Annotated in this window: 19 protein-coding genes and 1 pseudogene; 10 read left to right on the plus strand and 10 right to left on the minus strand. The window is 71.8% G+C overall.

What is annotated here, in order from left to right:
• Nucleotides 1-34 precede the first annotated feature (34 nt).
• Nucleotides 35-1123 (minus strand): annotated as a pseudogene (locus tag ACIBF5_RS24235) (phosphotransferase family protein); the annotation flags it as partial.
• 251 nt (nt 1124-1374) lie between these two features.
• Between ACIBF5_RS24235 and ACIBF5_RS24240 the strand changes: the two are divergent.
• Complete coding sequence (locus ACIBF5_RS24240; protein ID WP_396815159.1) at nt 1375-2097, plus strand: amino acid-binding protein; 723 nt, start codon at nt 1375-1377, stop codon at nt 2095-2097.
• A 107-nt stretch (nt 2098-2204) separates the two neighbouring features.
• Nucleotides 2205-3293: a GNAT family N-acetyltransferase gene (locus tag ACIBF5_RS24245; protein ID WP_396815160.1), complete on the plus strand. Its 1089-nt coding sequence runs from the start codon at nt 2205-2207 to the stop codon at nt 3291-3293.
• 106 nt (nt 3294-3399) lie between these two features.
• Here the strand turns inward: ACIBF5_RS24245 and ACIBF5_RS24250 are convergent, their stop codons facing one another.
• On the minus strand, nt 3400-4968 hold the full coding sequence (locus ACIBF5_RS24250; RefSeq protein ID WP_396815161.1) for an aldehyde dehydrogenase family protein: 1569 nt from the start codon (nt 4966-4968) through the stop codon (nt 3400-3402).
• Between the two features lie 436 nt (nt 4969-5404).
• On the opposite strand from ACIBF5_RS24250, the gene ACIBF5_RS24255 reads away from it, so the two are divergent.
• The 3 genes from ACIBF5_RS24255 (at nt 5405) to ACIBF5_RS24265 (ending at nt 10953) form a co-directional block, all read left to right on the plus strand.
• Nucleotides 5405-8077, plus strand: a complete 2673-nt coding sequence (locus ACIBF5_RS24255; protein ID WP_396815162.1) for a glycoside hydrolase family 9 protein — start codon at nt 5405-5407, stop codon at nt 8075-8077.
• Nucleotides 8078-8305: 228 nt separating this feature from the next.
• Complete coding sequence (locus ACIBF5_RS24260) at nt 8306-9265, plus strand: hypothetical protein (protein ID WP_396815163.1); 960 nt, start codon at nt 8306-8308, stop codon at nt 9263-9265.
• A complete protein-coding gene (locus tag ACIBF5_RS24265; protein WP_396815164.1) occupies nt 9262-10953 on the plus strand; it encodes a M16 family metallopeptidase in 1692 nt (563 codons plus the stop codon). Before ACIBF5_RS24260 ends, ACIBF5_RS24265 begins: the two co-directional genes overlap by 4 nt.
• Nucleotides 10954-10965: 12 nt before the next feature.
• On the opposite strand, the gene ACIBF5_RS24270 is transcribed toward ACIBF5_RS24265, so the two are convergent.
• Genes ACIBF5_RS24270 through bioB form a run of 3 tightly spaced genes read right to left on the minus strand, consistent with a single transcriptional unit; the run spans nt 10966 to nt 12389 of the window.
• A complete protein-coding gene (locus tag ACIBF5_RS24270) occupies nt 10966-11148 on the minus strand; it encodes a hypothetical protein (RefSeq protein WP_396815165.1) in 183 nt (60 codons plus the stop codon).
• 26 nt (nt 11149-11174) lie between these two features.
• The gene (locus ACIBF5_RS24275) at nt 11175-11378 is read right to left on the minus strand and encodes a hypothetical protein (protein ID WP_396815166.1); all 204 of its coding nucleotides are present in this window, start codon (nt 11376-11378) and stop codon (nt 11175-11177) included.
• 15 nt (nt 11379-11393) lie between these two features.
• The gene (gene bioB / locus ACIBF5_RS24280) at nt 11394-12389 is read right to left on the minus strand and encodes a biotin synthase BioB (RefSeq protein WP_396815167.1); all 996 of its coding nucleotides are present in this window, start codon (nt 12387-12389) and stop codon (nt 11394-11396) included.
• 258 nt (nt 12390-12647) lie between these two features.
• Here bioB and ACIBF5_RS24285 point away from each other — a divergent pair, with 258 nt between their 5' ends.
• Both ACIBF5_RS24285 and bioD read left to right on the plus strand, forming a co-directional pair.
• The gene (locus ACIBF5_RS24285) at nt 12648-13784 is read left to right on the plus strand and encodes an 8-amino-7-oxononanoate synthase (protein ID WP_396815168.1); all 1137 of its coding nucleotides are present in this window, start codon (nt 12648-12650) and stop codon (nt 13782-13784) included.
• Between the two features lie 111 nt (nt 13785-13895).
• Nucleotides 13896-14600, plus strand: a complete 705-nt coding sequence (gene bioD, locus ACIBF5_RS24290) for a dethiobiotin synthase (protein WP_396815247.1) — start codon at nt 13896-13898, stop codon at nt 14598-14600.
• Between the two features lie 76 nt (nt 14601-14676).
• On the opposite strand, the gene ACIBF5_RS24295 is transcribed toward bioD, so the two are convergent.
• Both ACIBF5_RS24295 and ACIBF5_RS24300 read right to left on the minus strand, forming a co-directional pair.
• The gene (locus tag ACIBF5_RS24295; RefSeq protein ID WP_396815169.1) at nt 14677-15867 is read right to left on the minus strand and encodes a cytochrome P450; all 1191 of its coding nucleotides are present in this window, start codon (nt 15865-15867) and stop codon (nt 14677-14679) included.
• Between the two features lie 9 nt (nt 15868-15876).
• Nucleotides 15877-16548 (minus strand): class I SAM-dependent methyltransferase, encoded by a 672-nt coding sequence (locus tag ACIBF5_RS24300; RefSeq protein ID WP_396815170.1) that lies wholly within the window; start codon nt 16546-16548, stop codon nt 15877-15879.
• A gap of 199 nt (nt 16549-16747) precedes the next feature.
• On the opposite strand from ACIBF5_RS24300, the gene ACIBF5_RS24305 reads away from it, so the two are divergent.
• Nucleotides 16748-17770: a hypothetical protein gene (locus ACIBF5_RS24305; RefSeq protein ID WP_396815171.1), complete on the plus strand. Its 1023-nt coding sequence runs from the start codon at nt 16748-16750 to the stop codon at nt 17768-17770.
• A gap of 115 nt (nt 17771-17885) precedes the next feature.
• On the opposite strand, the gene ACIBF5_RS24310 is transcribed toward ACIBF5_RS24305, so the two are convergent.
• Together ACIBF5_RS24310 and ACIBF5_RS24315 are read right to left on the minus strand one after the other, a co-directional pair.
• The gene (locus ACIBF5_RS24310; protein ID WP_396815172.1) at nt 17886-20816 is read right to left on the minus strand and encodes a M36 family metallopeptidase; all 2931 of its coding nucleotides are present in this window, start codon (nt 20814-20816) and stop codon (nt 17886-17888) included.
• Nucleotides 20817-20978: 162 nt separating this feature from the next.
• Nucleotides 20979-23108 carry an acyltransferase family protein gene (locus ACIBF5_RS24315; RefSeq protein WP_396815173.1) on the minus strand — a complete coding sequence of 710 codons (2130 nt, stop codon included), beginning with the start codon at nt 23106-23108 and terminating at the stop codon, nt 20979-20981.
• A 210-nt stretch (nt 23109-23318) separates the two neighbouring features.
• Between ACIBF5_RS24315 and ACIBF5_RS24320 the strand changes: the two genes are divergently transcribed.
• Nucleotides 23319-24038, plus strand: a complete 720-nt coding sequence (locus ACIBF5_RS24320; RefSeq protein ID WP_396815174.1) for a hypothetical protein — start codon at nt 23319-23321, stop codon at nt 24036-24038.
• Nucleotides 24039-24108: 70 nt separating this feature from the next.
• Here the strand turns inward: ACIBF5_RS24320 and ACIBF5_RS24325 are convergent, their stop codons facing one another.
• Nucleotides 24109-25302: a Gfo/Idh/MocA family protein gene (locus ACIBF5_RS24325; protein WP_396815175.1), complete on the minus strand. Its 1194-nt coding sequence runs from the start codon at nt 25300-25302 to the stop codon at nt 24109-24111.
• A 227-nt stretch (nt 25303-25529) separates the two neighbouring features.
• On the opposite strand from ACIBF5_RS24325, the gene ACIBF5_RS24330 reads away from it, so the two are divergent.
• Nucleotides 25530-26828 (plus strand): ABC transporter substrate-binding protein, encoded by a 1299-nt coding sequence (locus ACIBF5_RS24330; protein WP_396815176.1) that lies wholly within the window; start codon nt 25530-25532, stop codon nt 26826-26828.
• Nucleotides 26829-26981 lie beyond the last annotated feature (153 nt).

A 26981-nucleotide genomic window follows, 5' to 3' on the forward strand; every position in this document is an offset into this window, starting at 1 on the left:
CGGTCGGTGCCGTCACGGCTCGGCGGCCACCGCATCAACCCCGCCCGACGGCGGCCAGCCCGTGCGCGACGAGCGGTTGCACCATCTCGCCGATCCGGTCGAACCCGTCGCCGACGGTCTGCCCGAGGGTGTGCCGGTAGTGGATGCCCTCGCAGATCACCGCGAGCTTGAAGCAGCCGAGCGCGATGTGCCAGTCCAGCGGTCCGACGTCCACGTCGGCGCGGCTGGCGTAGCGGTCGATGAGTTCGGCGCCGGACGGAAAGCCGGCCCGGGGCCCGAGCCCGTCGGCGACCGGGTTGCCGGCCGTCTCGTCGCGGTCGCCGAGCACGTCCCAGTACGTCAGCAGCAGCCCGAGGTCGGCCAGGGGGTCGCCGAGGGTGGCCATCTCCCAGTCGAGCACCGCCCGAATGGTCGCCAAGGCCGGTGGCGCCGTGGTGGCGGTCGGGGCGGCGGAGTCCGTGGCGGTGGTCGTGGCCGGATCGGGTGCGGGCTCGGCGAGCAGGTTGTCCAGGCGGTAGTCGCCGTGCACGATGCGGCCGGCGGTGGCCCCCTCGGGAGCGCTCGCGGCCAGCCGTTCCCGCAACTCGGTGACACCGGGCAGGGGACGACTGCGTGACTGGTCGAGCTGACCGCCCCAGCGACGTACCTGCCGGGCGAGGTAGCCCTCTGGTCGACCGAAGTCGGCCAGACCGACCAGGGCGGGGTCGACCCCGTGCAGGGTGGCCAGGGTGTCCATCATGGACAGTGCCAGTCCGCGCCGCTGGGCTCCGCTGAGCCGGTCGGTCTGCGCGCGGTCGCGGAAGACCACCCCGGGCACCCACTCCATCAGGTAGAAAGGCGCCCCGACCACCCCGGGATCCAGACAGAGCAGCAGTGTCGCCGGCACCGGGACACCGCTGCCGGCCAACGCCGAGATGACCCGGAACTCGCGACCCATGTCGTGCGCGGTGGCGAGTACGTGTCCCAGCGGCGGCCGGCGCAGGACGAACTGCCGGGAACCGGAGTGCACCCGGTAGGTGAGGTTGGATCGACCCCCGGCGATCAACCGGGCCGTCAGCGCCCCGTCGAGCAGCTCCGGCCGGTGCACCCGAAGGTGGTCGGTGAGCCGGTCGAGATCCAGACCGGCTCCCGTCGGGTGAGCAGGTGGGCCAGTATCGCGTGCGGTCGGACCCGGTGGGTGCGAATCCGACACGGTCATCCGAACAGTTGATGGCAGCTTGACTAACTTGTCAAGGACGGCTTGTTGCGGCCGAGACACGGTGCGGCAACAGGGGCGAAATGGTCTGCGGGCACCCTGGACCAGGTAAGCCGGCGACCAGATGCCGCGTACAGGCCCGGGGTTCCCGCGCTGACTCGTTCGACGGGAGAACAGAGATGTTGCTGAGGGTTCGGGTGACGCTTCCCGACCGACCTGGCGCGCTCGGGCAGGTGGCCCGCACGCTGGGCGTGGCGGGTGCCGACATCGTCCAGGTCGTGGTCCTGGAACGGCTCGGCGGGCGGGCGGTCGACGACTTCACCGTGGTCTGGCCCGGGGCATCCCGGGTCGAACGACTGCTCGCCGGGATGGCGGCGATTCCCGGCGTGCAGGTGGACGGCGTCTGGCGGGCGATCGGCGCGCCCACCAGCGGCGGCCAGGACGCCGAGTTGTTGGCGCAGGTGGCGGGGAACCCGGCCGACGGGCTGGCCACGCTGGTCGACGCCGTGCCAGGACTGTTGGCGGCGGACTGGGCGGCGGCTGCGGTGGTTCCGGCCGACTGGGCGTCCCGGAGAGGATCGGCGCTCCCCGGGGCGCCCGGTGGGGCACCGGCGGTGGCGTACGCGAGTTGGCGTGCGCCGAGTCCGCTGACCCTGCCGGAGGTGACACCGCTGCGGGCCCGTGCCATGGACGGGCCGGTCGGCACGCACTACGTGGCGGCACCGTTCGGTCGGGCCGGGCTGGTGCTCATGGTGGCCCGGGTGGACACGGAGGGCCTGTCGGCGGCGGGCTTCCACGTCACCGAGGTGGACCGGGTGGCGCAGCTCGTCCGGGCGGCGGCGGTCATTCTCGGTGACCGGCTCGACCTGGTCAGCGCACCTCCGGCGGCCGTCAGATCGTGACCGCTCAGCGCTGAGCGGGTGACCCGGGAGACCCGGCCGGGGCGGGCCGGCGGGTTCCCGGAGTGGAACCAGCCGGCGGGCCGGCGGGTTCCGGGAGAGGAGCTGGGATGGCGCTATGGCGGATCAGGGCGACGGTCGACGACCGGCCCGGATACCTGGCGGTGTTGACCGCCAGTCTCGCGCTGCGCGGAGTCAACATCCTCACCGTGCAGGTACACACCACCGAGGCGGGCGCGCTCGACGACTTCCTCGTCGACGCGCCGGAGCGACTCACCGCGGCCGACCTGGTCACCGCGGTGGAACGTGGCCGCGGGCGGGACTGCTGGGTGGCGCGCAGTGAGGCGCGCGGCCTGGTCGACCAGCCGACCCGAGCACTGGGCCTGGCGAGCCGGCTCGTACGCGACCCGGACGCACTCGGCGAGGTGCTGCGTACCCTGCTCGGTGCCGACACGGTCACCTGGCGCCCGGCACCGGGGCAGGACCGGCCCCGGGCCGGTGCCGAGACGATGCGGCTGGCCGACCCGGCCGGCGGCTCCTACGAGGTGCTCCGGGCCGCTCCGATGTTCACCCCGGCCGAGTACGCCCGCGCGCAGGCGCTGGTCGACCTGGCCGCGAACGTGGAGCGGCGGGCTTCGGAGCAGGTGACCCTGGTGCTGCCGGACGGGGCGGAGCTGACCGTACGACCGGCGACCGGGGACGACCTGCCGGCGGTGGCGGCGATGCACTCCCGCTGCTCGGCCGAGAGCCGGCGACACCGCTACCTCGGTGCCACCGAACCGACCCCGCAGCGGTTGCGTCGACTGCTGGAGCCGGCGCGCGGGATCACCCTGCTCGCCGTGGCCGGCGGTGTCGACGGCACCCCGGAACGGGTGGTGGCGATGGCGAACCTGGTCGGCGAGGGGGTGGCCGGCGCGGTGTCGCTCCTGGTCGAGGAGGACTGGCAGCGGCGCGGCCTCGGCGGCGCGCTGGCCCGGCGGCTGGTCGCGTACGCCGGGCGGTCCGGCCATGCCGTGCTGGTGGCCCACGCGTACGCGGACAACCTGGGCCTGCTCCGGGTGCTGCACCGGGTCGGGCGGCTGGAGCCGGTCGACACCGACGGCGACCTGATGACCGTCACCGTGCCCCTGGTGGCCGTGACGGACCAAGACCCCAGCGGCCCGGCACCGATGCGGTGCCGGGCCGCCGGAACAGCCTGATTGGGGCGAAGGGAAGAGGGTTCCTTCCTGTGGGACGGCAGGAAGGAACCCTCTTTCCGGTTCCGGGAGGTCGACCGCTGGCCGGTCGGGCCCGGCCGGTCGCGACTCAGGTGGCCGGGTAGCTGTTGTAGTCCGGGAAGTTGCCGAAGAGCCGCTGTCCGGGGACGCCCTGGGTGACCGCGTGCACCAGCAGGTCGCCGCCGACGAAGGCACCCTTCCAGGAGGCACCGCGACCGCCGAAGGGCTCGTCCCGGTCGCCCCGGGACCGGGGCTTGTTGATGCCGACCTTGAACGCCTGTAGGTCCACCGCCAGCTTTGCCGCCTCGTCCTCGTCGTCGCAGGCGAGGCTCGCGACCAGGGCACCGTTGGAGGCGTTCATCGCGGCGAGCAGTTCGTCCCTGGTGTCCACCACCACGATGGTGTCGACCGGGCCGAACGGCTCGGCGTGCATCAGCCGGGACCGGCCGGGTGGGGCGAGCAGCACCGCCGGCGCGACGTACGCCGAGGTGTCCTGGCCGTCGAGGAACGGTGCCCCGTCGAGTCGGCCACGGTAGAGCGGGATGGCGCCGCCCCGGACCGCCTCCTCGACCTTGCGGCGCAGTTCGTCGGCCTTCGCGCCGCTGATCAGTGGCCCGAAGTCCAGTTCCGGCAGGGCGTCGCCGTCGACCCAGTCGTCCGCGACGGCGAGCGGGTGGCCGAAGCGTACGGAGCGCACCACCGGCAGGTACATGTCGAGGAAGCGGTCGACCAGGTCCCGCTGCACCACGAACCGGGGGTACGCGGTGCAGCGCTGCTTGCCGTACTCGAAGCCCTTCTTCAGGTGCTTGGCGAGCATGTCCCACTGGGAGAACTCCCAGACGCCCCAGGCGTTCAGCCCTTCCTGTTCGATGAAGTGCCGCTTGTCGGAGTCGAGCAGCGCGGCGGCGACCTTGCCGCCGTTGGAGCGACCGCCGACGAACGCGACCGCGCCGATCTCCGGCGCCCGGACCAGCGCCTCGGAGAGATCCTCGCCGCCGCCGGAGACGAGGGTGGCGGGCAGGCCGGCGCGGCGCATCAGCGCGTGCGCCACGGTGAGGCAGACCGCGCCGCCCTGCGACGGGGTCTTGGCGATGACCGCGTTGCCGGCGAGTAGCTGCACCAGTTCGGCGTGGACCAGCACACTCATCGGGTAGTTCCAGCTCGCGATGTTGCTGACCGGGCCGGCGAGCGGTTCGCGGCCGTCGGCGAGCATCCGGTCGATCTCCTCGACGTACCAGCGGACGCCGTCGAGGGCCCGGTCGACGTCGGCGCAGGCCAGCCGCCACGGCTTGCCGATCTCCCAGACCAGCAGCAGGGCCAGCAGGTCGCGGTGGATGGTCAGCTCGTCCAGGGCCTCGGTGACCCGGGCCTTCCGTACGGTCAGTGGCGTCCTCGCCCAGTCGCGGTGTTCCTCGACGGCGAAGGCGACCGCGGCGCGTGCCGAGTCGCCGTCGAGTCGGGGAAGGTTGACCAGCACGGTGTTGTCGACCGGGGTACGGACCGGGGCCGGGGTGCCGACCGACTGCCATGCACCCTGCACCAGGTTGCGGAGGGTGGCTGGGCCCGAGGTGTTCGGGTCGAATGCCTCGGGAGTCGCGGTGACCGCCCGGGCGAGGGTCTCCTGCCACCCGGTGCCGTCGGCGAGACGTAGTGCCATCGTTGCCTCCTGGAACTCGTGACGAGTGCAAGAGCGGCAGCGTCGATGGCACCGCTGATCTGCGCGTACTGTCTCGCGGGTCGGGGCCGGGCGGCAACCGTACGCCCGTATCCCAGGACGTTCCGGCCCACCGGTTGGTCACTGGCGCTCGCGTCGGCGTCGAGCAGTCGGCGTCGAGTAGTTGACCGGAGCGGTCGGTCGGGCCGGGTCGCTCCGCGCGGCGGGCCCGGGGACCCTTCACAAAGCGGCAACAGGCCGGCTACATTGACAAATGTCCATGGGAGCGCTCCCGTGGCTTCCCGCAAGCCCACATCATGCCGTCGTGTACGCGTTGGCCCGGGACGGGCGAAGGGGCGGATGCGCCCACATCCGCCCCTTCAATGTCCTCCGCTACGCGTTGCCGCGCGCGGCTCCACGGACAGGAGCGAGTCTAGTGTTGCCCAGCATCACGCCGGCCTGGCCAAAAGGTCAACTTGGCCAGCCCACCGGTAGGGTCCGGCCCGGACGGTGGTACCGCGCAGTCGCCACTTTCGGTTTACTCACGGTAACCGCTGCGGCCCTTCTCCCCGTCGGCCCGGCAGCCGCTGTCCCGACCGGCGCCGACCGGACAGGCGGCGCGGTCGCGCTCGACGCGTCTCGTCTCGGCACCGCTGCGGTCGCCGTCGCGCCGGCCTACAACTACGCCGAGGCGTTGCAGAAGTCGCTCTACTTCTACGAGGCTCAGCAGTCCGGGGCGCTGCCCGACTGGAACCGGGTCCCGTGGCGCGGCGACTCCGCGCTCACCGACGGCGCCGATGCCGGCCTGGACCTGACCGGCGGCTGGTACGACGCCGGCGACCACGTCAAGTTCGGCTTCCCGATGGCCTTCAGCGCCACCATGCTCGCCTGGGGTGCGGTCGAGTACCGGGACGGGTACGCCGCCTCCGGGCAGTTGCCGTACCTGCTGAACAACCTGCGTTTTGTCAACGACTACTTCATCAAGGCGCACCCGTCGCCCAATGTCCTCTACGGACAGATCGGCAAGGGCGACGACGACCACAAGTGGTGGGGGCCGGCCGAGGTGCTGCCGATGGCGCGGCCGGCGTACAAGATCGACGCGAGCTGTGGCGGCGCGGACCTGGCTGGTGAGACGGCCGCCGCGATGGCCGCCTCGTCGATGGTGTTCCGGCCCACCGACCCGGCCTACGCGGACCGGCTGGTCAGCCACGCCCGGCAGCTCTACACCTTCGCCGACACCGTGCGCCGCGCCTACCACGAGTGCATCACCGACGTGACCAGCTTCTACCGCTCCTGGAGCGGATACCAGGACGAACTGGTCTGGGGTGCGGTCTGGCTCTACCGGGCCACCGGTGAGGCCGCGTACCTGGCCAAGGCGGAGAGCGAGTACGACCGGCTCGGCACCGAACCGCAGTCCACCACCCGGCTCTACAAGTGGACCGTCGCCTGGGACAACAAACAGTTCGGCACGTACGTGCTGTTGGCGAACCTGACCGGCCGGCAGAAGTACGTCGACGACGCCAACCGCTGGCTGGACTACTGGACCGTCGGCGTCAACGGGGAGAAGGTGCGCACCTCCCCGGGCGGGATGGCCGTGCTCGACACCTGGGGTGCGCTGCGCTACGCGGCCAACACCGCCTTCGCCGCCCTGGTCTACGCCGACCGGACCTCCGACACCGCGCGTCAGGCGCGCTACCACGACTTCGCGGTCAAGCAGATCAACTACGCGCTCGGTGACAACCCGCGCCAATCCAGCTACCTGATCGGCTTCGGCGCCAACCCGCCCCGCAACCCGCACCACCGCACCGCACACGGCTCCTGGTGGGACAGCCAGACCGTACCGGTCCAGACCCGACACGTGCTCTACGGTGCGCTGGTCGGGGGACCGTCCGCGCCGAACGACGCGTACACCGACAGCCGGGGTGACTACGTGATGAACGAGGTCGCCACCGACTACAACGCCGGTTTCACCTCCGCGCTGGTCCGGCTCTACCGCGAGTACGGCGGCACCGCGCTGGCGAACTTTCCACAGCCGGAGCCGCCGGACATCGACGAGCTGACCGTGGAGACCACGGTGATGCAGAACGAGACCCGGTCAACCGGGATCAAGGCGATCGTCTACAACAAGTCGGCGTTCCCGGCGCGCGCGCTCAAGGCCGCCACCTTCCGTTACTACTTCCGTCGGGAGGGGACCAGCGCGATCGAGGTGACCGCCGGTTACACCCAGGGTTGCCCGTCACCGAGCGCGGCGCGGCAGGCGTCCGGCGACCTCTGGTACGTCGAGGTCAACTGCGCCGGGTACACCATCGCCCCGGCCGGTCAGTCGGCGCACCGGATGGAGGTCCAGTTCAAGATCGGCGTACCGGAGGGCGGCACCTGGAATCCGGCGAACGACCCGTCGTACCAGGCCACCGCCGGGCCGAACGCGAACGTGCCGCTCTACGAGGGCGGGGTACGGGTCTGGGGCGCCGAACCGGGTCCGACCACCCCGGACAACACCGCCCCGACCGTGCCCGGAACTCCCACCGCCGCGGCGGTCACCGCCAGCGGTGTCACCCTGGGCTGGGCCGCGTCCACCGACGCCGGGGGGAGTGGACTCGCCGGCTACGACGTCTACCGGGAGGCCGGCGCGACCGACATCCTCGTCGGGTCACCGGTGACGGCGTCGCTGGCGGTCACCGGGCTCACCCCGTCCACCGCGTACCAGTTCTACGTCGTGGCCCGCGACGGTGCCGGCAACTCCTCGGCCGCGTCCGGCCTGGTCAGCGTGACCACGCTGCCGGCCGGACCGGGTGGCGCGTGTCAGGTCGGCTACAGCACCAACGACTGGAACAGCGGCTTCACCGGCACCGTCACCATCCGCAACACCGGCAGCGCGGCGATCAACGGCTGGAGCCTGGTCTTCGCCTACGCCGCCGGACAACGGGTCACCCAGTCCTGGTCGGCGACCGTGACCCAGGCCGGGACCACGGTCACCGCGACGAACCTGTCCTACAACGGCTCCCTGGCGCCGGGCGCGTCCACCAGTTTCGGCTTCAACGGTACGCACACCGGCAGCAACCCGAGGCCGACCGCATTCACCCTGAACGGCGCGACCTGCACCATTGCGTGACCGGACCGGTGCGTTCCCCGGGGTGGCTCCTCCGGTCGTCCCAGGTGAGGCGGAGCGCGCGTACGGGCCGGGAGGCGTCGCCGCCGTCCGCGGACGGCCACGCCTCCCGGCCCGGGGACGGGTAGGTGGTCGGCCAGTCGCGGGTACGCCGACGCGTCCTCCGGTACGCCGACGCGGGTGCCCGCTGAGGGGATCCCAGGGGCGTTCGTGATCACCTATGATCCCGCAATGCCCGCCCCTCTTCCCGCGCCGAACTTCGACCCCGCAGCCGCCTTTCCCGAGGTGACTCCCTTGCGTGCGGCGCTGAGCGGGACTGACTGGCAGACCGTCGAACGGATCTTCGCCGGCCGCGACGCGGCCACGGTGTCGCGCCTGCTCAATGTCGCCGCCGACGTGCCAGGGACCGAGGATTTCCTCCGCTGGGCGGTGTCCCAGCGGCCCGGCGATCCACTGTCGGCGACCATGCTCGCCGCCCGACTCGTCATCGTCGGCTGGGAGATCCGCAGCGGCCGGCGGGCCAACCAGGTCAGCCAGGAACAGTTCGACCAGTTCCACGCCTACCTGCGCCAGGCCGAGACGATCCTGATCGACGTGACCGCCCGGCACCCGGGCTACGTACCGGCCTGGTCCTGGCGGGTGACCACGGCGCGGGGGCTCCAGATGGGACAGTCCGAGGCGCGGCGCCGCTACGACCGGCTCGCCCGCCACGACCCCCACCACGTGCTGGCCCAGGAGTCGTTGCTCCAGAAGCTCTGCCCGAAGTGGGGCGGCACCTGGGACGCGGTGCACAGCTTCGCCCGGGACTGCATGCGCGCCGCACCCGAGGGCGCGCAGAACGCCATAGTGGTGCTGGACGGTCACCTGGAACGGGCCTTCGAGCTCGACACCCTGGAACAGGCCGAGCAGTACCTGCTCGGAATGGAGGTCTGGCAGGAGATCCAGGAGGCGGCTCGCCGCTCGGTCTGGCACCCCGCCTTCCGGCACGACTGGGGCTGGGTCGGCACCCGCAGCAGCTTCGCCATGGTCTTCTGCCTGACCGGGGACTGGCGCTCGGCCGCGACCCAGTTCACCGTCCTCGCCAACGCCGGCAACGTCGCCAGCGTGGGGATGTTCGACGCCCTCGGGGACGCCTCCGAGGTGTTCCAGAGGCTCCGTGCCGAGGCGTACGCGAAGGGTGGCGCGCGATGATCCGCGAGTTCCAGGTCGACGGCGTACCGACGCTGCTCGCGCCGACCGACGGGCCGATGCAGGCCGGACTGGTGTTCCGGGTCGGCACCGCCGACGAGACGCTCGCCCGCAGCGGCATCACCCACCTGCTGGAACACCTGACGCTGGCGCCGATCGCCCTCTCCGACTACCACTTCAACGGCGCCACCGGCCCGGTCACCACCTCCTTCCAGCTCCAGGGCTCCGAGACCGACATCGGCACCTTCCTCGTCGGCGTCTGCCGAAACCTGCACGACCTGCCGATGCAACGCCTGGAGATGGAGAAGGAGATCCTGCGTACGGAGTGGAGCAGCCGGTCGCGGGGCGTGATGGACGGGGTGCCGCTCTGGCGGCACGGTGCCCGCGATCACGGGCTGGTCAGCTACCCCGAGTTCGGGCTCGCCATGCTCACCCCGGACGACCTGCGTGCCTGGGCGAGCCACTACTTCACCCGGGAGAACGCCGTACTCTGGATCGCCGGTGACCGGATTCCCGCCGGCCTGCGCCTGCCGCTGCCGGCCGGTCGGCGACACCCGGTCCCGGCCGCGTCGTCCGCGCTGCCGACCACCCCCGCGTACTTCACCAACGGATCCCGGGCGGTCGCGGTCGACGCGCTGGTACGCCGCAGCACCGCCGCCGGTGCCTTCACCGAGGTGCTGGAACGGGAGCTGTTCCGCTCGCTGCGGCAGGAGGACGGGCTCTCGTACACCGCCACCGCCGTCTACGAACCGCGCGGCGACGGCTACGCCAGTCTCCGCGCCCTCGCCGACGCGCTGCCGGAGAAGCAGTGGGCGGTACTCGGCGGGTTCGTCGACGTACTGGCGAAGCTGAACGTCGGCCGGATCGCGCAGGCCGACCTCGACGCCCACGTCGGCAAGGTCGAGGAAGCGCTCAGTTCCGCCGCCGTGCACGCCGCGCGGCTTCCCAGCTTCGCCTTCAACCTGCTGGTCGGACACCCCAACCTGAGCATCGAGCAGTACCGGTCGGAGTTGAAGCAGGTCACCGTCGCGGACCTGCACCAGGTGGCCCGGGAGGTGATGTCGTCCGCGCTGCTGATGGTGCCGGACGGCTGCCGGGCGGACTGGGCGGGGTTCGTCGAGGCACCCACCCACTCCACCCACGCCCTCCCGGGTACGGCGTACGCCGCGATCGAGGGCGACGCCGAGCTGCGGTTCGGCGCGGACGGGATCAGCCTCCTCGGCCCGGGCGGCCCGCTCACCGTGCGGTACGCCGAAACCGCCGTGCTGCTCGCCTGGCCCGACGGGGCACGCCAGGCGATCGGTCACGACGGTATCGGGATCCGGATCGAGCCGACCATGTTCCACCTGCACCCGGACGCGATCCCGATCCTGGACCGGCAGGTCCCGGCCGACCGGCGGGTCGACATGCAGGCGCGGACACCGGAGCAGATCCCGGCACCCCAGCCGACCCCATCGGCCGCGAAACCGCCGCTCCAGCCGTTCGGCTGGCCCGCCGTCACCGCCATGGTGATCAGCGGTATCGCCACGGTCGCCATGGGCGGCTTCAGCGCTCTGGCGACCTTCGGCATGTTCCTCGTCGACGACGTCGGAGCCGTCGAGTGGGCGGCCGTGGTCTTCTTGTGGCTGGTCACCGCGCTGCTCGCACTGCCGATCGTCCTGATCCGCCGGCGACGGCGCCGCGCACGCTAGGACCGGAGGTGCTCACGGCCGGACCAGCGGCGTGATCACGTCGGCGCGACCCCGGGCTTCGGCCTGCGCGGCCTTGCCCGGGGACATCAGCGCGTACGGCGGGACCTCGTCTACGGCCCGGTCGTCCCGTCCGGCTGGCGGATCGAGGCGTTGTTTCCGCTGCCCGTGGCGGTGGGCGCGGGTCAGCGGTGACATCCCCCGAGCAGGTCGGCGGGGTGGGTTCAGCCCTGTTCGGCCTGGTGGGTTTCGCCGTGTTCGACGCAGACCGCCGACCAGCCGGTCGGCAGGACCTGCACCTTCATCCGGCGCCGGCACTGCGGGCAGAACCGGGGCGGCTCCAGCACGCGGGCCGCGGTGCAGCCGTCGTGTGAGCCGTCCCCGGTCGAACGCCCGCACCGGTCACACCAGAGTCCGGTCGTCGTCATCACAGGCGTCCTTGCTCAGAGCGTCGCGGAGAGGGCCTTGACCGGCATTTTCAGCTCGTCCAGCAGAGCCAGGTCGGCGTCGGCCGGACGGCCCAGCGTGGTCAGGTAGTTGCCCACGATCACCGCGTTGATGCCGCCGAGCAGCCCGTCACGGGTACCCAGGTCGCCCAGGGTGATCTCCCGGCCACCGGCGAACCGGAGGATCGTACGCGGCATCGCCAGTCGGAACGCCGCGATCGCCCGCAGGGCGTCCTTCCCCTCCACCACCGGCTGGTCACCGAGCGGGGTGCCCGGACGCGGGTTGAGGAAGTTCAACGGCACCTCGTGCGGGTCCAACTCGGCGAGCTGTGCGGCGAACTCGGCCCGCTGCTCCACCGACTCGCCCAGCCCGAGGATGCCGCCGCAGCAGACCTCCATGCCGGACTCGCGCACCATCCGCAGGGTCTCCCAGCGCTCCTCGAAGGAGTGCGTGGTGACCACGTTCGGGAAGTACGACCGGCAGGTTTCCAGGTTGTGGTTGTACCGGTGCACGCCCATGTCGACCAGCTCGTCGACCTGCTCCTGGGTGAGCATGCCGAGCGAGGCGGCGACCTGGATGTCGACCTCGGCCTTGATCGCGGCCACACCCTCGCGCATCTGCTTCATCAGCCGCGCGTCCGGACCGCGCACCGCCGCGACGATGCAGAACTCGGTCGCCCCGGTCTTCGCCGTCTGCTTCGCCGCCTCGACCAGCGACGGGATGTCCAGCCAGACCGAACGCACCGGCGAGGCGAAGAGCCCGGACTGGGAGCAGAAGTGGCAGTCCTCGGGGCACCCGCCGGTCTTCAGCGAGACGATCCCCTCGACCTCCACCTCCGGACCACACCAGCGCATCCGCACGTCGTGGGCGAGTTGCAGGGCGGCGGGCAGGTGCTCGTCGGGAAGGCGCAGTACGGCGAGCACACCGGCCTCGTCGAGGCCGACGCCTTCACCGAGCACCTGGGCACGCGCCCGGTCGAGGATCTCTGGCATGGTCGTACCCTACAAGGCGGTTCGAGTATCGATGGGAGCCGCCGGCCGCTGGCGTGACCGTGTCCACCGGTGCCGTCGCGTGCGGCGGTGCCGCGCGGACCGGCTAGGGTGACCGTCGCCTATTGCCGCCGGCCGGGAACGCCCGTGGCGTACCGGCCTGCCGCCCGGGTCGGTTCCGGCCGAAGTGGTAATTTTCGCCGGTCGGGCCGGTTCCCTCAGGGCGGTCGGGCGGGGCGGACGGGGAGACGAGGAGTCGACGTGGCGAGCTGGCTGGAAGCGCTGGACCGGCGTGCCCAGCTACGCGCCAAGGCGGGACTGACCCGGCGGCTGCGCCCCCGGGGCGCGACCGATCCGGTGGTCGACCTCGCCGGCAACGACTACCTGGGGCTCGCCCACCATCCGGCGGTCACCGCCGCGGCCACCGAGGCGCTGCGGACGTACGGGCTGGGCGCCACCGGTTCCCGACTGGTCCGGGGTTCGACCGACCTGCACTCCGCGCTGGAGCAGACCCTCGCGGACTGGTTCGGTGCCGCGCGTGCGCTCGTCTACTCCTCCGGTTACCTGGCCAACCTCGGCGCCGTACGCGCCCTGGTCCGCCCCCGTACGCTGCTCGTCTCCGACGCGCACAACCACGCCTCGCTGATCGACGGCTGCCGGCTCTCCGGTGCCCAGACGGTGGTCACGCCGCACGGTGACGTGGCCGCCGTGGCGGACGCCCTGGCGGCGGCACCGGGCCGGCCGGCGGTAGTCGTCACCGAGTCGGTCTTCTCCGTCGACGGCGACCTCGCCCCGCTGGCCCGGCTGCACGAGGTGGCCCGCCGACACGGTGCGTTGCTGCTCGTCGACGACGCGCACGCGGTCGGCGTACGCGGTCCGGGTGGTGCCGGCGCGGTGGTCGAGGCCGGGCTTGCCGGCGCACCCGACGTGGTGATCACCGCCACCCTGTCGAAGGCGCTCGGTGGGGCCGGCGGCGTGGTCGCCGGTCCGGCGGAGCTGATCCGGCACCTGGTGGAGACCGGCCGGACCTTCATCTACGACACCGCCCTGCCGCCGGCGATCGCGGCGGGCGTCGGCGCCGCCGTGGAACTGGCCCGCAACGGCGACGCCCTCCGGGACGAGCTGGCCGATCGGGCCGCCACCGCCGTACGTCACCTCGGCCACGCCGGACTGGACGTGTCGACCCCGGCCGCCGGGGTGGTCTCGGTGACCGCCCCCGGTCCCGAGGCAGCCGCCACCTGGGCCGCCGACTGCCTCGACCGGGGCGTGGCGGTGGGCTGTTTCCGCCCGCCCTCCACGCCCGACACCCGGTCCCGGCTGCGGCTGACGGTCAACGTCGGGGTGCCGCGCGCCGAGTTCGACCGCGCCCTGGACGTGATCGTGGAATGTGCCCCGTGACCGCCGCCCCGCGTGGTTGCCCGATCGTGGAGGGTGCCCGGTGAGCGACACCTCGTGGCGTGGCCCGATCGTGGAGGGTGCCCGGTGAGCGACACCTCGTGGCGTGGCCCGATCCTGGTCACCGGCACCGACACCGATGTCGGCAAGACGGTGGTCACGGCGGCGATCACTGCCGCCGCACAGGCCGCCGGGCTCCGGGTCGCCGTGATCAAACCCGGTCAGACCGGTACGGTCACCGGCGCCCCGTCCGACATCGACACGGTCAACCGGTTGGCCGCCCCGCTGACCGCCCGTACGCTGGCGAACTTCCCCGAACCCCTCGCCCCGCTGGCCGCGGCGAGGGTGGCGGCGGCAGAGCCGCTGGAGCTGTACGCGGTGGTCGACGCGGTACGGGCGGAGACCGACAAGCACGACCTGGTGCTGGTCGAGGGGGCCGGCGGGCTGCTCGTCCCGATGGGCGTACGCCCCTCCGGTGAACCGTGGACCGTCGCCGACCTGGCTGTCTCGCTCGGCGCACCGGCGGTGGTGGTGGCCCGCGCCGGCCTGGGCACGCTCAACCACACCGCGCTCACCCTGGAGGCGCTGGAACGGCGGGCGGTGCCGGCCGGGGTGGTGCTCGGAGCCTGGCCGAACGAGCCGGAACTGGTGCACTGGGCCAACCTCAGCGAGCTGGTGCCGAACATGGTCGGCGCGCTCCCCGACGGGGCCGGGACGATGGACCCGGGCGTCTTCCGGCGCTCAGCCCCGGGCTGGCTCACCCCGGCGCTCTACGGCGTCCTCGACGACTGGCGGACCTGGGCCGACGACGTCCACTGACCGACGACGTCCACTGACCGTCGGCGTCCAGCGAGCGTCGATTCGCGGTCAGGCGGCAGGCGTTGGGAGGGGCCCCTTATACATCGGAATCCGATAACAGGGGGCCCTTCCTTACCACCAGGGCGTCGGGCATGCGGAAGGAGAGGTTGTCGGGGCACCAGGGGGCGCGTACGACGGTGACGCCGTGGAGCAGGGGAGCGGTCTGCGCCACCACCACGGCGGCTTCCATCCGGGTGAGCTGGGCACCGACGCAGCGGTGCGCGCCGGCGCCGAAGGCGAGGTGTCGGCGCGATCCCGGCTGACCGGGCCGGAACTCCTCCGGCTCGGCGACCACCGCCGGGTCCCGGCCGGCACGGGCGAGCCACAGTACGACGCTGCGCCCGGCCGGTACGTCGACCCCGCCGAGGGTGGTGTCCCGGGCGGCCACCCGTCGCCAGGTGACGATCGGCGGCTCCAGCCGCAGTCCCTCCTCGACCACGTCGGCCACCTCGACCGTGCCGTCGGCGAGCCCGCGTCGTACCTCGGGTTCGGCGGTGAGCCGGTGCAGCAGCAGGGTGAGGAACTGCGAGGTGGTCTCCTGTCCGGCGACGAGCAGGAAGAAGAGCGCGCCGACCACCACATCGGACGGGTGCCCGGCGTCGCGCAGGCGCGCGGCGAGCCCGGAGCCGGTCGCCGCGAAGTCGCGCAGCACGGTGTGGAAACGGCCGACGATCTCGGCCAGGGTCCGTTGGCGTTCGGCGTCGACCGGGGCCCAGAAGAGTTCCAGGGCGGCCCGGGTGAACTCCTTGACCACCTCGACCCGGGTGTCGGGTAGGTCGACCAGCCGGGCCAGGACCAGCAGCGGAAGGTCGGCGGCGAGGTCGGCGTAGAGGTCGACCGGACGGCCGGCGGCGAGGTCGGCGCCGAGTCTGGCGACCCGGGTACGGACCACGCCGGTCAACCATTCCTGCTGCTCGGCGACCCGCTTGGGGTGCAGGGCGTCGGCGACGATGGCGCGGATCGCCGGGTGACTGTGCCCGCTGTTGTTGGCCAGTGTCGGTGGCAGTCGGAACCCGTACCCGGCGAGGATCCGCAGGGCGGCGACCGGCATCGGGCTCATCGCGTCGAGGGCGTTGTCCGGCCGGTACGTTTCCGGGTCGGCGAGGACCTGACGGACGAGCGCGTGCCGGGTCACCACCAGGTGGTCGACGTCGACGTGGTCGGCGACGGTCGCGACGTCCGGCCATTGCCGGTCCACTGCTCCCACGGCCCAGCTGCGGAACAACACGCCGCTACGCTACCCAGCGCCGCCCGGCCGACCCGGGTCGAGTTGCCAGACCGTGGTGGGCTTCACCCGTACGCTCTCCAGCGCGGGCGGGACGGGCACCTGGTACGTGGCGAGCGCGGTGAAGCGGGAACGGGGCAGGAAGGCCCGGTCGGGGTCGCCGACGAGCACCCGGGCACCGCCACGGGCGGCGCGCAGCAGGAAGCGCAGCACCCGGTTGGCCATCGCCTGGCTGTAGAAGACGTCCCCGGCGAGGACCAGGTCGGCGTCGCCGGCGTTCTCGTCGTCCAGGATGTCGGCCACGGTGATGTCGACCCGGACGTCGTTGGCCTTGGCGTTCAGTTCGATCGCGGCGCCGGCCCGCTGGTCGATCTCGACGGCGCGTACGTGGTCGGCGCCGGCCCGGGCGGCGGCGACGGCGACCAGGCCGGAGCCGGAGGCGAAGTCGAGTACCCGCCGGCCGGTCACCTCGTCGGGGTGGTCGAGCAGGTAGCGGGCCAGGGCCTGCCCGCCGGCCCAGGCGAAGGCCCAGAACGGTGGGGGCTGTTCGCTGCGGAACTCGCCCTCGGTGAGCTGCCACAGACCGATCGGTTCGTCGGCCTGGTGCAGTTGGACCTCCGGGATGAACGCGACGGGGGCCAGGCGGGCATGCAGGCGGACGAACGCCGCCGAGGTTTCGGACACCTCCCGGATTGTGCCGGGGCGGGGGTGTCGGCGTGTCGCGGGGGTTGGGTGACCGGTTCACTACGTCGGGTGAAAGTGAGGGGTTTCATTGGCGCTGGGTGCGGGATCTCGCCCTTTTCCCACCACCTAATCCCGTTCTAGCGTTGCGGGGAGTAGTCGGATCACCGACTGGTGACAGCGGAATGTGAATGGAGGCGTGGTGGCGGTACGTCGGTTCATCGGCCGGCTGGGCGCCGTACTGGCGTGTGTGACCGGGGTCGGTCTGGTCGCCACCGGTACGCCGGCCGGCGCGGCGCCGGGATTCGACACCCGGCTGGAACTGCCGGGTCAGTTCACGGCGGGCGGTGCCCCGGTGACCGTCGCGGCCGTGGTCTCCACCACCGATCGGGGCGACTGCCGCAAGGTCCGTTGGTCCATGGTGTTGCGGGTGGACGGATTCCGGCTCGACCAGGTGCGCGTGGACCGGGTCGAGGAGACCGGTTCGTTCCCCGTACGGGTCCAGGCGGAGGGGAACGTCGCCCGGTTGACCGACACCGACCTCGACCCCGGCCAGCTCTGCCGTGACCGTACGGTGACGGCCCAGTACCGGATCGCCTTCCCCGCCGAGGCCGCCGGTGGCCGGGTGACGGTCACCGCGGAGGCGTTCGACGCCCGGTCCCGTCTGCTCGCCAGTGGATCCGCCACCCGGACGGTGGCGGGTGACCGGGGCGCGCCGACCCCGTCGAGGACCCGCTCCTCACCGACCCCGACCCCGTCCCCGGAGCCGTCCGAGTCGGAGGAGTCGACATCGGAGCAGGAGGCGTCCGAGGAGCTGATCCCGGTGCCGTCGGACACCCCGGCGGTGGCGTCCGGCGCCGGCGGCGGGCGTACCGACCCGGCGGCGAACTCGGGCCGGCTGGGCCTGGTCCAGGCGGGTTTCCTGACCGGGGCGCTGATGCTCTTCCTCGGCGTCGGCCTGCTGATGCGGGTCCGGCACCGGCTGCTGAACGCGATGACCAGCCGTGGCGGCGGTCGGGTCGACCAGCCGGAGTACGCCCACCCGCGTCGGACCGCCCGCCCCGGCGGTGGGCTGTTCCGCCGGCGCGGCCGGTCCGCGGATTCCGGTGCCGACGGCACCATCGACCTCGGCGCGACCAACGGGACCGGGTACGCCCGACCGGTCTGGCAGACCGACGAGTCCACCGGCCCGGTCTGGCGCCCCCAACGGCGAGGACGTCGCTGACGTTTCCCCACCGACCGCCCGGGTGCCGTGTTGACCTCCTCCGGTCACGCCCCTGCCGCGGCCCCGGGCGCGGGTCCGGTCCGGCCGTCCGTTCTGGCCGGACCGGACCCGCTACCTACCGCTCGAACGCCTGGAACTCGGCGATCCGCACCTGGGTACGGAACGGACTGCCGGTGGCGCAGTCGGTGGTGGTCGCCGGGTCGCTGTCCTGCTCACCGGCGTAGAGCGGACCGCCGGTGCACTGGCTGGCGGTCACCTCCAGCCGCAGGTGGGTCGCGGTCGTCTTGGGAATGTCGAACGACCGCAGGTTCAGGTCCCGGGTGTACGGCCGGAACGCCCCGCCGGGGAACGCGTCGGACCGGCTGGTGTAGACCCTCCGGTAGTTCGCGTCGTCGGCGCAGTTGGCCCGACGGGAGTCGCAGGACAGTACGGTGAACGACCGCAGCGCCGTGAGCGCGTTCTGGCTGCCGGTGTCGACGTCGCCGGTGATCGCCGGGCGCAGGAAGGCGCTGACGTTCACCCGCCGTACGGTCTGCGCGCCGGGCAGCGCCACCGTCACCCGCTTGCCGGCGACCCCGTCCAGGGAGGCCCAGTTGGTGGTCTCGGTGTCGTCGGCGATCTGGTCGAGGTTGACCCCGTCACCGCTGATCACCGCGCCCCCGGCGAGCGAGGCGAGGTTGCGCTCCAGGTCCAGGTCGAACTTCTCCCGCTCGCCCGAGTGGAACTTCTCGGTGAACCGGGAGTGCCCGAAGCCGGGGGCGACGGCGAGGAAGGAGAACTCCTTACCGGGCACGATCTCGAAGGTGTCCGGCAGCGCGGTGGCCGGGTCGGTGTCGGCGATCGGCACCGCACGGGCCTCGTACTCGCCGACGTAGAGCCGGATCGGCGCACCGGCGCTGTCGCCCTTGCCTCGGAGGGTGACCGTGGCGTTGCGGGCGTGCGGGGAGGCGAAGCTCGGCGTCGGGTCGGTGTCCGCGGAGTTGACCGTGGCGGCGTCCCGGCCCATGCCCGACTCGGCGAAGGCGTTCCAGATGATGTCCTGGTTGCGACCGCCGAAGCGGAGCTGGTCGGCGGCGAGCATGTTGTCCCGCATGTCGAGCATGCTCACCTGGCTGACCGCCTGGAGCAGCATCGAGTCGAAGACGAGCTGCGACCAGCGCCGGTTGCCCGGGCACTTGTCGACCGCCAGCTTGCCTTCGGCACAGGCGAGTTGGGTCGACTCCTTGCCGTCGCCGTACCGGTCGACGAAGGCCGAGCGGACCCGGTAGTTGGTCGCGCCCCAGATCTCACCGTCGGCGTGCACCGCCGGGCCGGAGAGGGCGTAACCGACGTCGGAGTAGTTCAGCGGGCTGCGGCTCAGGTCGTAGTTGCGGATGCCGCTCTCGTTGTTGCCGGTGACGTAGGCGCCGACGATGAACGGGGTCTTGCCGGCCGGCCGCATGTCGTGCTGGTAGAGGTATTCGGTGCCGAGCAGGTCGCTCCACGACTCACCCATCGCGCCGCCCTGGTGGCCGCCGATGCCGGCGTCCGGACCGGCGATCATCCGGTTGCTGATCGCGTGGGTGTACTCGTGCCCGATCACCGTCATGTCGTAGTCGCCGTCCACGCAGGGCGGGTACGACGTACCGGCGATCGGCTGCCAGAGGTACATGTTGGTGCTCGGCGGCAGGCCGTCGCGCGGGGTGGACTGGTTGGCGTTGTTCCGGTTGCCGGTCAGCGCGCCCTGCTGGGCGCGGCCCTGTTCGGCGTCGCCACCGAGTCCTTCACCGGTGAGGTTGACCGCCTGGAGGTTCCACGCGCCCTCGTCGAAGCCGAGGTGGTACGCCCAGTCGTGCATCCGGTTGTGCATGGCGAACAGGTTGGCGGTGGCGGCGTCGATGTCGTTGCGCTCCGGCGAGGTGAACACGTCGGGGCTGCACCTGCTCTGCTTCCACTGGTCGGTGAAGGGGTAGATGTAGTCCCGGGTCGGGCTCGGCGTGGCCGGCACCGCCGGGGTGCCGGCACCCCAGGAGACGACGTTGTTCGCCGAGTTGCCCCGGGTGGTCTCGGTGGAGGTGCCGGTGGCGAGGTCGACGTCCCACGCCTCGCCGCTGGCGGCGTCCTTCACCGTACGCTCACAGCCGCGTTCCCACTTCTGGCACCAGACGACCCGGTCGTCGTGACGCGGGTGCGACTTGCTCGGCGGGTTCGCCGGGAAGACGGCCCACTGCGGGTTGTCCGAGTCGTAGTCGACCAGGTCCTCGCGGATCAGCACGCTGCGGTCGGTGCCGTCGACGAAGGTGGTGAACGCCGCCGGCTCCTCGCCGCTCTTGCCGATAAGGGTCACCTCCCAGGCGGCCCGGTTGCCGTCGACCGGCGTCGGCACCGCGACCTTGCGCAGGTCGTGGGTGGCCACCTGGTCGGCGGTGAGGCCCGCGTCGGCGAGGGCGGCGGCGTACGCCTCGTCGGCGGTGATGGTGAGCGGGGCCGGGGCGCTGCTGTCGCGGGTGAGCGAGGAGCTGACGTGGATCACGCTGCCCCGGTCGACCGCGATGCTGACCAGCCCGTCGAAGCCGGCCGGCAGGTCACCGAGACGCTGCCGCAGGGTGACCACGGCACCGGTGCCGATCTGGCGGACCAGCAGTTTGTCCATGGCGGCGACGGCGGCGGCGTCCAGACCGAACAGGTCGCGCTGGGAGACCAGGTACTGCCGGGCGGCGGTTTCCGGGTCGGCGGCCAGGCCGGTGGCGAGCGCGGCGGTGCCGGGGCCGAGCGCGTGCGGGGTGCCGAGGGCGTTCCACCGTACCGACGGGTCGACCTTGCCGGCGACGGAGCGCTGGGCGCTGCTCGGGGCTGCCGTACCCCTGCGGTTGTCCTTGTCGCGGGCCTGGTGGTCGTGGTCGAAGGCGTCCTTCGCGGCGGCGGGTGTCGCCGGCGTCGCCGTCTCGGGAGCGGCGGCGGTGGCCGGGGTGGCTCCGGGCAGCGTGGCCGCGAGTACGACGGCCGTGACGAACGCGGGCATCGCCCGCCATCTGGTGCCGAACACTGTCCGCTCGGGTTGGTGCAAGGGGTCCTCCTCGGACGGCGCCGCGAAAGAGCCGACCGGTCAGGTCGGCTCCGCGCGATGGTGTAGGTGCATAGGTTTAGATATGTGAATACCAGCCGGCACCCGATCATGGCAAGAAGAGATCACGTACGGTGGTCCGACCGTGATCTCTGGTGATGACGCTCAGCTCAGCGCGAAGTCGATTTCGGCGCGCAGCCTCGGCGAGAGGCTGCGGGCGTAGCTGGCGGTCAGGTGGTTGGTGTCCCGGTAGACCAGCATGCCGCCGATCACCGCCGCGCACCGGTCGGTGGGGCAGATCGCGTCGTTGAGACCGACCAGGTGCACGCCGCTCAGCCCGTCCGCGGCCTTCGCCTGGATCGGGCCGACCCCCTTCTCAAGGTCGGCGCGGGCGGTGGTGCACTCGGTCAGCCGGTCCGCGTGCGTGGAGACGCACTCGACGATGTCGATCCCGGGCTGCGGCGTCCCCTGGAGCACGATGGTCGGCACCTTCGCCTCCGCCATCGCCGACCAGGTCTGCCGGAACCCCTGGGCGAGCGCGGTCCGACCGGCGTTGCCGTTCACCACCCGGCCGTCGCGCACCGGGCTGTAGAGCGAACTGCTGGTGACCAGGAGTTTCGGCCGTTCGGCGCCGGTCAGCCGGTCGCGTACGCTGCGGTTCCACTCGGTACAGCTCGTGTTGGGCCGCCCCGCCCGGGCCACCGTGATGCCGAGCAGCGGGCAGGCGGCCTTGGTGTACGTGACCACACGCCAGCCGTTCGCCTCGGCGATCTCCTGGAGGGTCGGCAACCACTGGGCCGCGTGGGAGTCGCCGGCGAGCGCGACGGTGAAGTCGGAGTCCCGCTTGCCGTAGACGCAGGTGCGTACCTTGCTCTCCTGCTGTTCTGACAGGCAGTCGTCGTCGTACACGTCGGGCAGGTCCTTGCGGGCGGCCATCGGCGCCGGGAAGATCGTGTCGACCCTGTCGACCGGTGCGCCGGCCGGATTGTCCCGTGGCTCCGGACCGAGTACGGCGGCACCGAGCGGCCCGGTCGGGGCTGCCGGAGCCGTGCCGGAGGCGGTCGACCGGGGAGTCAGGGAGCTGGCGGTGGTCACCTGGGCCGGCGGCCAGACAGTGAGCGGGAAGAGCAACCCCATCACCACGGTCGTGACGGTGCAGACCAGGCCGAGTTGCAGGGCCCGTACCGGTTGCAGAGTGAACCATGTCGCCCGACGTGCCGGGTTCTCCACGTACCGGTAGGTCAGCCAGGCCAGGGCGACGGAGAGGAGCACCACCACCAGGCCGGCACCCACTCCCAACTCGCCGAACCGGGCCTCGGCGGCGACCAGCAGCGGCCAGTGCCACAGGTAGAGCGAGTAGGAGATGGCCCCGACCGCGCGGATCGGCCGTAGCCCGAGTAGTCGTCCCGGACCGCCCTGACCAGCGGCGGTTCCGGCGGCGATCAGCGCGGCGGCGCCGAGGGTCGGTACCAGGGCCCGGTAACCGGGGAACGGACTGGCCTCGGTGAGCAGCAGCGCGCCGAGCATGATGGTGGCGAGCCCGGCCCAGCCGAGGACGACTGCGGCGAGCCGGGGGAGCGCGACGAGGCGCCGGCTCAGGATCGCCAGCCCGCCACCGACGGCCAGTTCCCAGATCCGGGTGGTGGTGACGAAGAACGCCGACTCGGGGTTGCTCTGGGTGAGGTGTACCGACCAGGCGAACGATCCGACCGCGACCAGGCCCAGGCAGAGCAGCAGCCGGGGACGCAGCCGCCCCGGCCAGCGGTGCGCCACCCACACCCCGACCAGGATCAGCAACAGTGGCCAGAGCAGGTAGAACTGCTCCTCCACGGCGAGTGACCAGTAGTGCTGGAGGATGCTCGGTGGCTCGTTCGCGGCCAGGTAGTCGACCGCCTGGGTGGCCAGTCGCCAGTTCATCACGTACGACCCGCTGGCGACGACGTCCCAGCCGGTCTGTAGCCACCGGGTCCGGGGCAGGAACAGGTAGGTGAGCAGGAGCGACGCGGCGAGGACCAGGGCCGCCGCGGGTAGGAGCCGTTTCGCGCGCCGGGCGTAGAAGCCGACCAGGGAGATCTTGCCGGTCCGCTCCAGTTCGGAGACGAGCAGTCCGGTGATCAGGAATCCGGAGATGACAAAGAAGACGTCCACGCCGATGAATCCGCCGGGTACGACGGCGAGGTCGATGTGGAAGAGCAGCACCAGTACGACCGCCAGGGCGCGCATGCCCTCGATGTCGCCTCGGAATCCACGTCCGGACCGGGTCCGGTCACCGGCCCGGCTCGCGAGCTGAGTCATCTCCGCCTACCCCCCTACGAGCCCGGCGCCAATCTGTAGCCAAGTCGTCTATGTCCCAATCTGGTTGATATTAGAACGACTGTGGCGGTATTCGTGGTTTATCCGGGCAGCCCGGGCTACCCGCAGGATGGCTACGATGGCGGGCGATCCGATTCCGAGTGACTCCTGGCGATGCGGAGCCGGATCGGGCCCGACACGGGGAGGGTGCCGATGTGGAGGTTCCGGATCGTCGGGGTGGGGCTGGGGCTGCTCGCACTCTTCGGCGCCGGCATCGGTGACTCCACGGCGGGCGGACGTGAGACCGCCTCGGAGACGCTGGCGCGGGCGTACGAGCGGCTGGGTGGGGAACGGTTCCGCATCCTCGCCCGTTCGACGTCGATTGACGGTCGGCAGTTGTTCCAGCTCGACGCCGTCGTGGACCGCAGCCGCCGGCTCGGTGACCTCACGACAGAGGCGACGGAGGCGGGCGTGCCGGTCTCCGAGCACACGCTCCTGATCGGCGATGGTGCGTACACCCAGTTGACCAGGGACGGCGAGATCGTCGTCGGGGCGACCGGACGGAGCTGGGTCTACACCAACCTGACCCGGGTCCCCGGTGACCACGGACTGCTCGGACCGACCTTCGAGGTGCTGCTGGAGCCGTTCCGGCAGGTCCAGCACCTGGAGCGGGTGGGCCGGACGGGCTTGCGGGGAACAGTGGACCTGGTACGCGAGCAGAACGTCCCGGACGTGCCCGAGCTGCGTACGGTGCCGTTCGAGGCGACCGTCGACGACCGGGGACGGCTCACCGGCTACACGCTCGTCCGCCCCGAGTACGGCGGCAGCCCGGCGGTCCGGTCGGAGGTGCTCTTCCGTGACTTCGGACTGCCGGTCGAGGTGACCGCGCCGCCCACCGCCGATCTGATGGAGAACCCGCTCGTCGGTCGCTGAAACGACGTCCGGCGCCCCACCTTCGGCAGGGGCGCCGGACGTCGTGCCGTGGGGGCTTCCCGCCCGACGATCAGGACAGGTCGCCCGTGTGGGGCTCGGTGGTCCAGGACAGGCCGAGGTCCGCGTACGTACGCATGCTGGTCGCGGCGGCGGCGACCGCCGCGTCGACGCCGTCGATCACCCAGGCCGGGCTGCCGCTGTCGTGTCGCAGGTGCCGGTTCCCACTCGGGATCAGGGTCGGTGCCGGTGCGGCGAGGATCGCCTCGACCAGCGCGGTGAAGTCCCGGGCCGCGTCGAGCGGGGCGAGCAGCGCCACCCCCGAGGGGTCCCGGCGGTGGTCGAGCAGGTTCGCCAACAGGCCGGTCCGTTCGGCGCTCTCCGCGGCGCTCGCCCCGCCCGGTACGGCGCCCGCGTCGGCAGCGGGTGCCGAGGTGAGCAGCAGCCGGTCGGTCGGGTACTCCAGCACCGCCGAACCTTCCGTACCGTGGACGATCATGTCGCCCTCACGGAACTCGGCGGCGCTCAACGTGACCGCGATCAGCAGTGGCGGACCGGCGGTGAACTCCACCCGGAGGCAGGCGGTGTCCTCGACCTCGATCTCCCGGGTGCGGTAGCGCTCCAGGGTGAACCGGGTCGGCACCGCGCCCGTGGCGGCGGCGCGGACCAGGTCGAGACCGAGCATCAGGGTGTGCGCGAACGGGTTGACCAGGGCGCCGTCGACCACCGCCCGTCCGTCGACCGAGCGTCGTCCGGCCCAGGGGGAGCGGGCGTAGTAGGCGTCGTCACGGATCCAGGTGCCGGCGGCGGCGACGCCGGTGACCTTTCCGAGCCGACCGGTGCGGATCGCGTCGCGGAGCGTCGCCAGCGCGTGTGAGCCCTGGGCCTGGAACCCGACCTGGCAGATCCTGCCCGCGTCGCGCAGGGCCCGGGTGAGCCGGTCGTGGTCGGCGAGGCTGGTGACCGGGGGCTTCTCCAGCAGCAGGTCGGCGCCGGCGGCCACCGCGTCGAGCGCGATCGGCAGGTGGGTGTGGGGTGGGGTGCTGACCACGACGATGTCCGGGCGGGTGGCGGCGAGCATCGCCCGGTGGTCGGTGTGTACGGGGACCGCCGGGCCGGCCTCCTCTTCGGAGAGTGGCCGGGTGTCGCAGACGGCGACCAGGCGGACCCGGCCAGCGCGTTGCAGGGCGTCGATGCTCCGCCGGTGCTGGGCGCCGTAGCCGGTCGCACCGATCAGGGCCACCGTGGGGGGTGTGGGCTCGGACATGTGGGCGAGGCTACCCAGAGAATATGTAACGATTCAACCTGCCCGGCGGGCAGTGCGCGCTGGCCCAGGTAACAGAGGCGACGCGTCCTGGTAACCATCCCTTGACAAGAGGGTGGAGCGGTCCTAGCGTCCGCTCTAGTTAAACCGTTTCATAGAGCTGAGTCGCCCGTGCCGGGCAAGCGCTTACCCCCGTGCTCCACGCGCCCCCAGCGAAGGAGAAAACCCCTATGTTGAGAACCCGCCGCAACCACCGCACGGTGCGAGCCGCCGCGGTCGCCCTGTCGGCGCTCCTTGCCCTGCCGTTGGCCGCCTGCGGCGGCGGCGACGCGGCCGACGACGGCCCGGTCACCCTCCAGTTCACCTGGTGGGGCAACGACGCCCGGGCGAAGGTCACCGAAGAGGCCATCGACCTGTTCGAGGCGAAGTACCCGGACATCAAGGTGCAGACCTCGTTCGGTGCCTTCGACGCGTACTTCCAGAAGCTCTCCACCCAGATCGCCGGCGGCGACGCCCCCGACGTGGTGCAGATGGACCGCGCCTACCTGCGCGAGTACGCCGACCGCAACGCCCTGCTCGACCTGGAGAAGTACATCAAGGACGGCACCCTCAAGGTCGCCGACCTGACCCCCACGCTGCTCCCGGCCGGCAAGGTCGGTGACGCCACCTACGCGATCCCGATCGCGCAGAACACCCAGGGCGTGATCTACGACCCGGCGCTCTGGAGCAAGGCCGGTGTCACGCCGCCGAGCACCACCTGGACCTGGAACGACCTGCTCGCCGCCGGCCAGAAGCTGAGCCAGGCCAGCGGTGGCAAGGTCGCCGGTTTCGGTGACTTCGGCTTCGCCATCGACTGGTTCGACATCTGGCTCCAGCAGCGTGGCAAGAAGATCTACACCGACGACGGCAAGCTCGGCTTCGAGGAGGCCGACCTCGCCCAGTTCTGGACCATGACCGGCCAGTTCCGTACTGCGGGGGCACTCGCCCCGGCCGAGCTGACCACCCAGATGGACGGCTCGGTGCAGAACTCCTCGCTGATCAAGAAGGGCGTCACGGCGGAGGTCAACTACGACTCCAGCTTCAGCCCGATGATCTCCGCGTACGGCGCCCCGCTGGCCATCGGACCGATGCCGAGCGACACCGACAAGCGCGGCATGATCGCGTCGATGGCGATGGCCTACAGCGTGGCCGAGCGGAGCGAGCACCCGAAGCAGGCCGCCATGCTGATCGACTTCCTGATCAACGACGAGGCCGCCGGCAAGGTTCTCGCCGTCTCCCGGGGCATGCCGGCGAACGCCAAGGTCCGCGACGTGCTCGCGCCCAGCCTGGCCGCGAACGACAAGCTCGTGTACGACTTCGAAAGCTCGGTGACCAGCCAGTTGCTGCCGACCCCGCCGGCCCAGCCCAAGGGCGGTGGCGCGGTCAAGGCCGAGTTCCAGCGGGTCTACGACGAGGTCATCTTCGGCCGGATCACCCCGCAGGAAGGCGCCAAGCGCCTGATCACGGAGGCCAAGAGCCAGCTCGGCTGAGCCCGACGCACCAACGGTGCCCCGGTCCCCGCGGACCGGGGCACCGCCCTGTCCGCCCTGTCCGCGCTCGTCGTACCCGCTTCCCGCGCTCGTACCCGCTTCTCGCCGCCCCACGGGCGGTTTTTCGCGACCAGGGCCGGGTAGGCCCCGTGG

The sequence above is a fragment of the Micromonospora sp. NPDC050417 genome, assembly GCF_044458865.1.
Classification (GTDB): domain Bacteria; phylum Actinomycetota; class Actinomycetes; order Mycobacteriales; family Micromonosporaceae; genus Micromonospora_G.

Coding starts and splice junctions, on each gene's coding strand:
- ACIBF5_RS24260 (WP_396815163.1), top strand. CDS start 8,306: ATGCCCGCCCCTCTTCCCGCGCCGAACTTCGACCCCGCAGCCGCCTTT.
- ACIBF5_RS24320 (WP_396815174.1), top strand. CDS start 23,319: ATGTGGAGGTTCCGGATCGTCGGGGTGGGGCTGGGGCTGCTCGCACTC.
- ACIBF5_RS24330 (WP_396815176.1), top strand. CDS start 25,530: ATGTTGAGAACCCGCCGCAACCACCGCACGGTGCGAGCCGCCGCGGTC.
- ACIBF5_RS24265 (WP_396815164.1), top strand. CDS start 9,262: ATGATCCGCGAGTTCCAGGTCGACGGCGTACCGACGCTGCTCGCGCCG.
- ACIBF5_RS24245 (WP_396815160.1), top strand. CDS start 2,205: ATGGCGCTATGGCGGATCAGGGCGACGGTCGACGACCGGCCCGGATAC.
- ACIBF5_RS24325 (WP_396815175.1), bottom strand. CDS start 25,302: ATGTCCGAGCCCACACCCCCCACGGTGGCCCTGATCGGTGCGACCGGC.
- ACIBF5_RS24270 (WP_396815165.1), bottom strand. CDS start 11,148: ATGTCACCGCTGACCCGCGCCCACCGCCACGGGCAGCGGAAACAACGC.
- bioB (WP_396815167.1), bottom strand. CDS start 12,389: ATGCCAGAGATCCTCGACCGGGCGCGTGCCCAGGTGCTCGGTGAAGGC.
- ACIBF5_RS24240 (WP_396815159.1), top strand. CDS start 1,375: ATGTTGCTGAGGGTTCGGGTGACGCTTCCCGACCGACCTGGCGCGCTC.
- ACIBF5_RS24275 (WP_396815166.1), bottom strand. CDS start 11,378: ATGACGACGACCGGACTCTGGTGTGACCGGTGCGGGCGTTCGACCGGG.
- ACIBF5_RS24250 (WP_396815161.1), bottom strand. CDS start 4,968: ATGGCACTACGTCTCGCCGACGGCACCGGGTGGCAGGAGACCCTCGCC.
- ACIBF5_RS24315 (WP_396815173.1), bottom strand. CDS start 23,108: ATGACTCAGCTCGCGAGCCGGGCCGGTGACCGGACCCGGTCCGGACGT.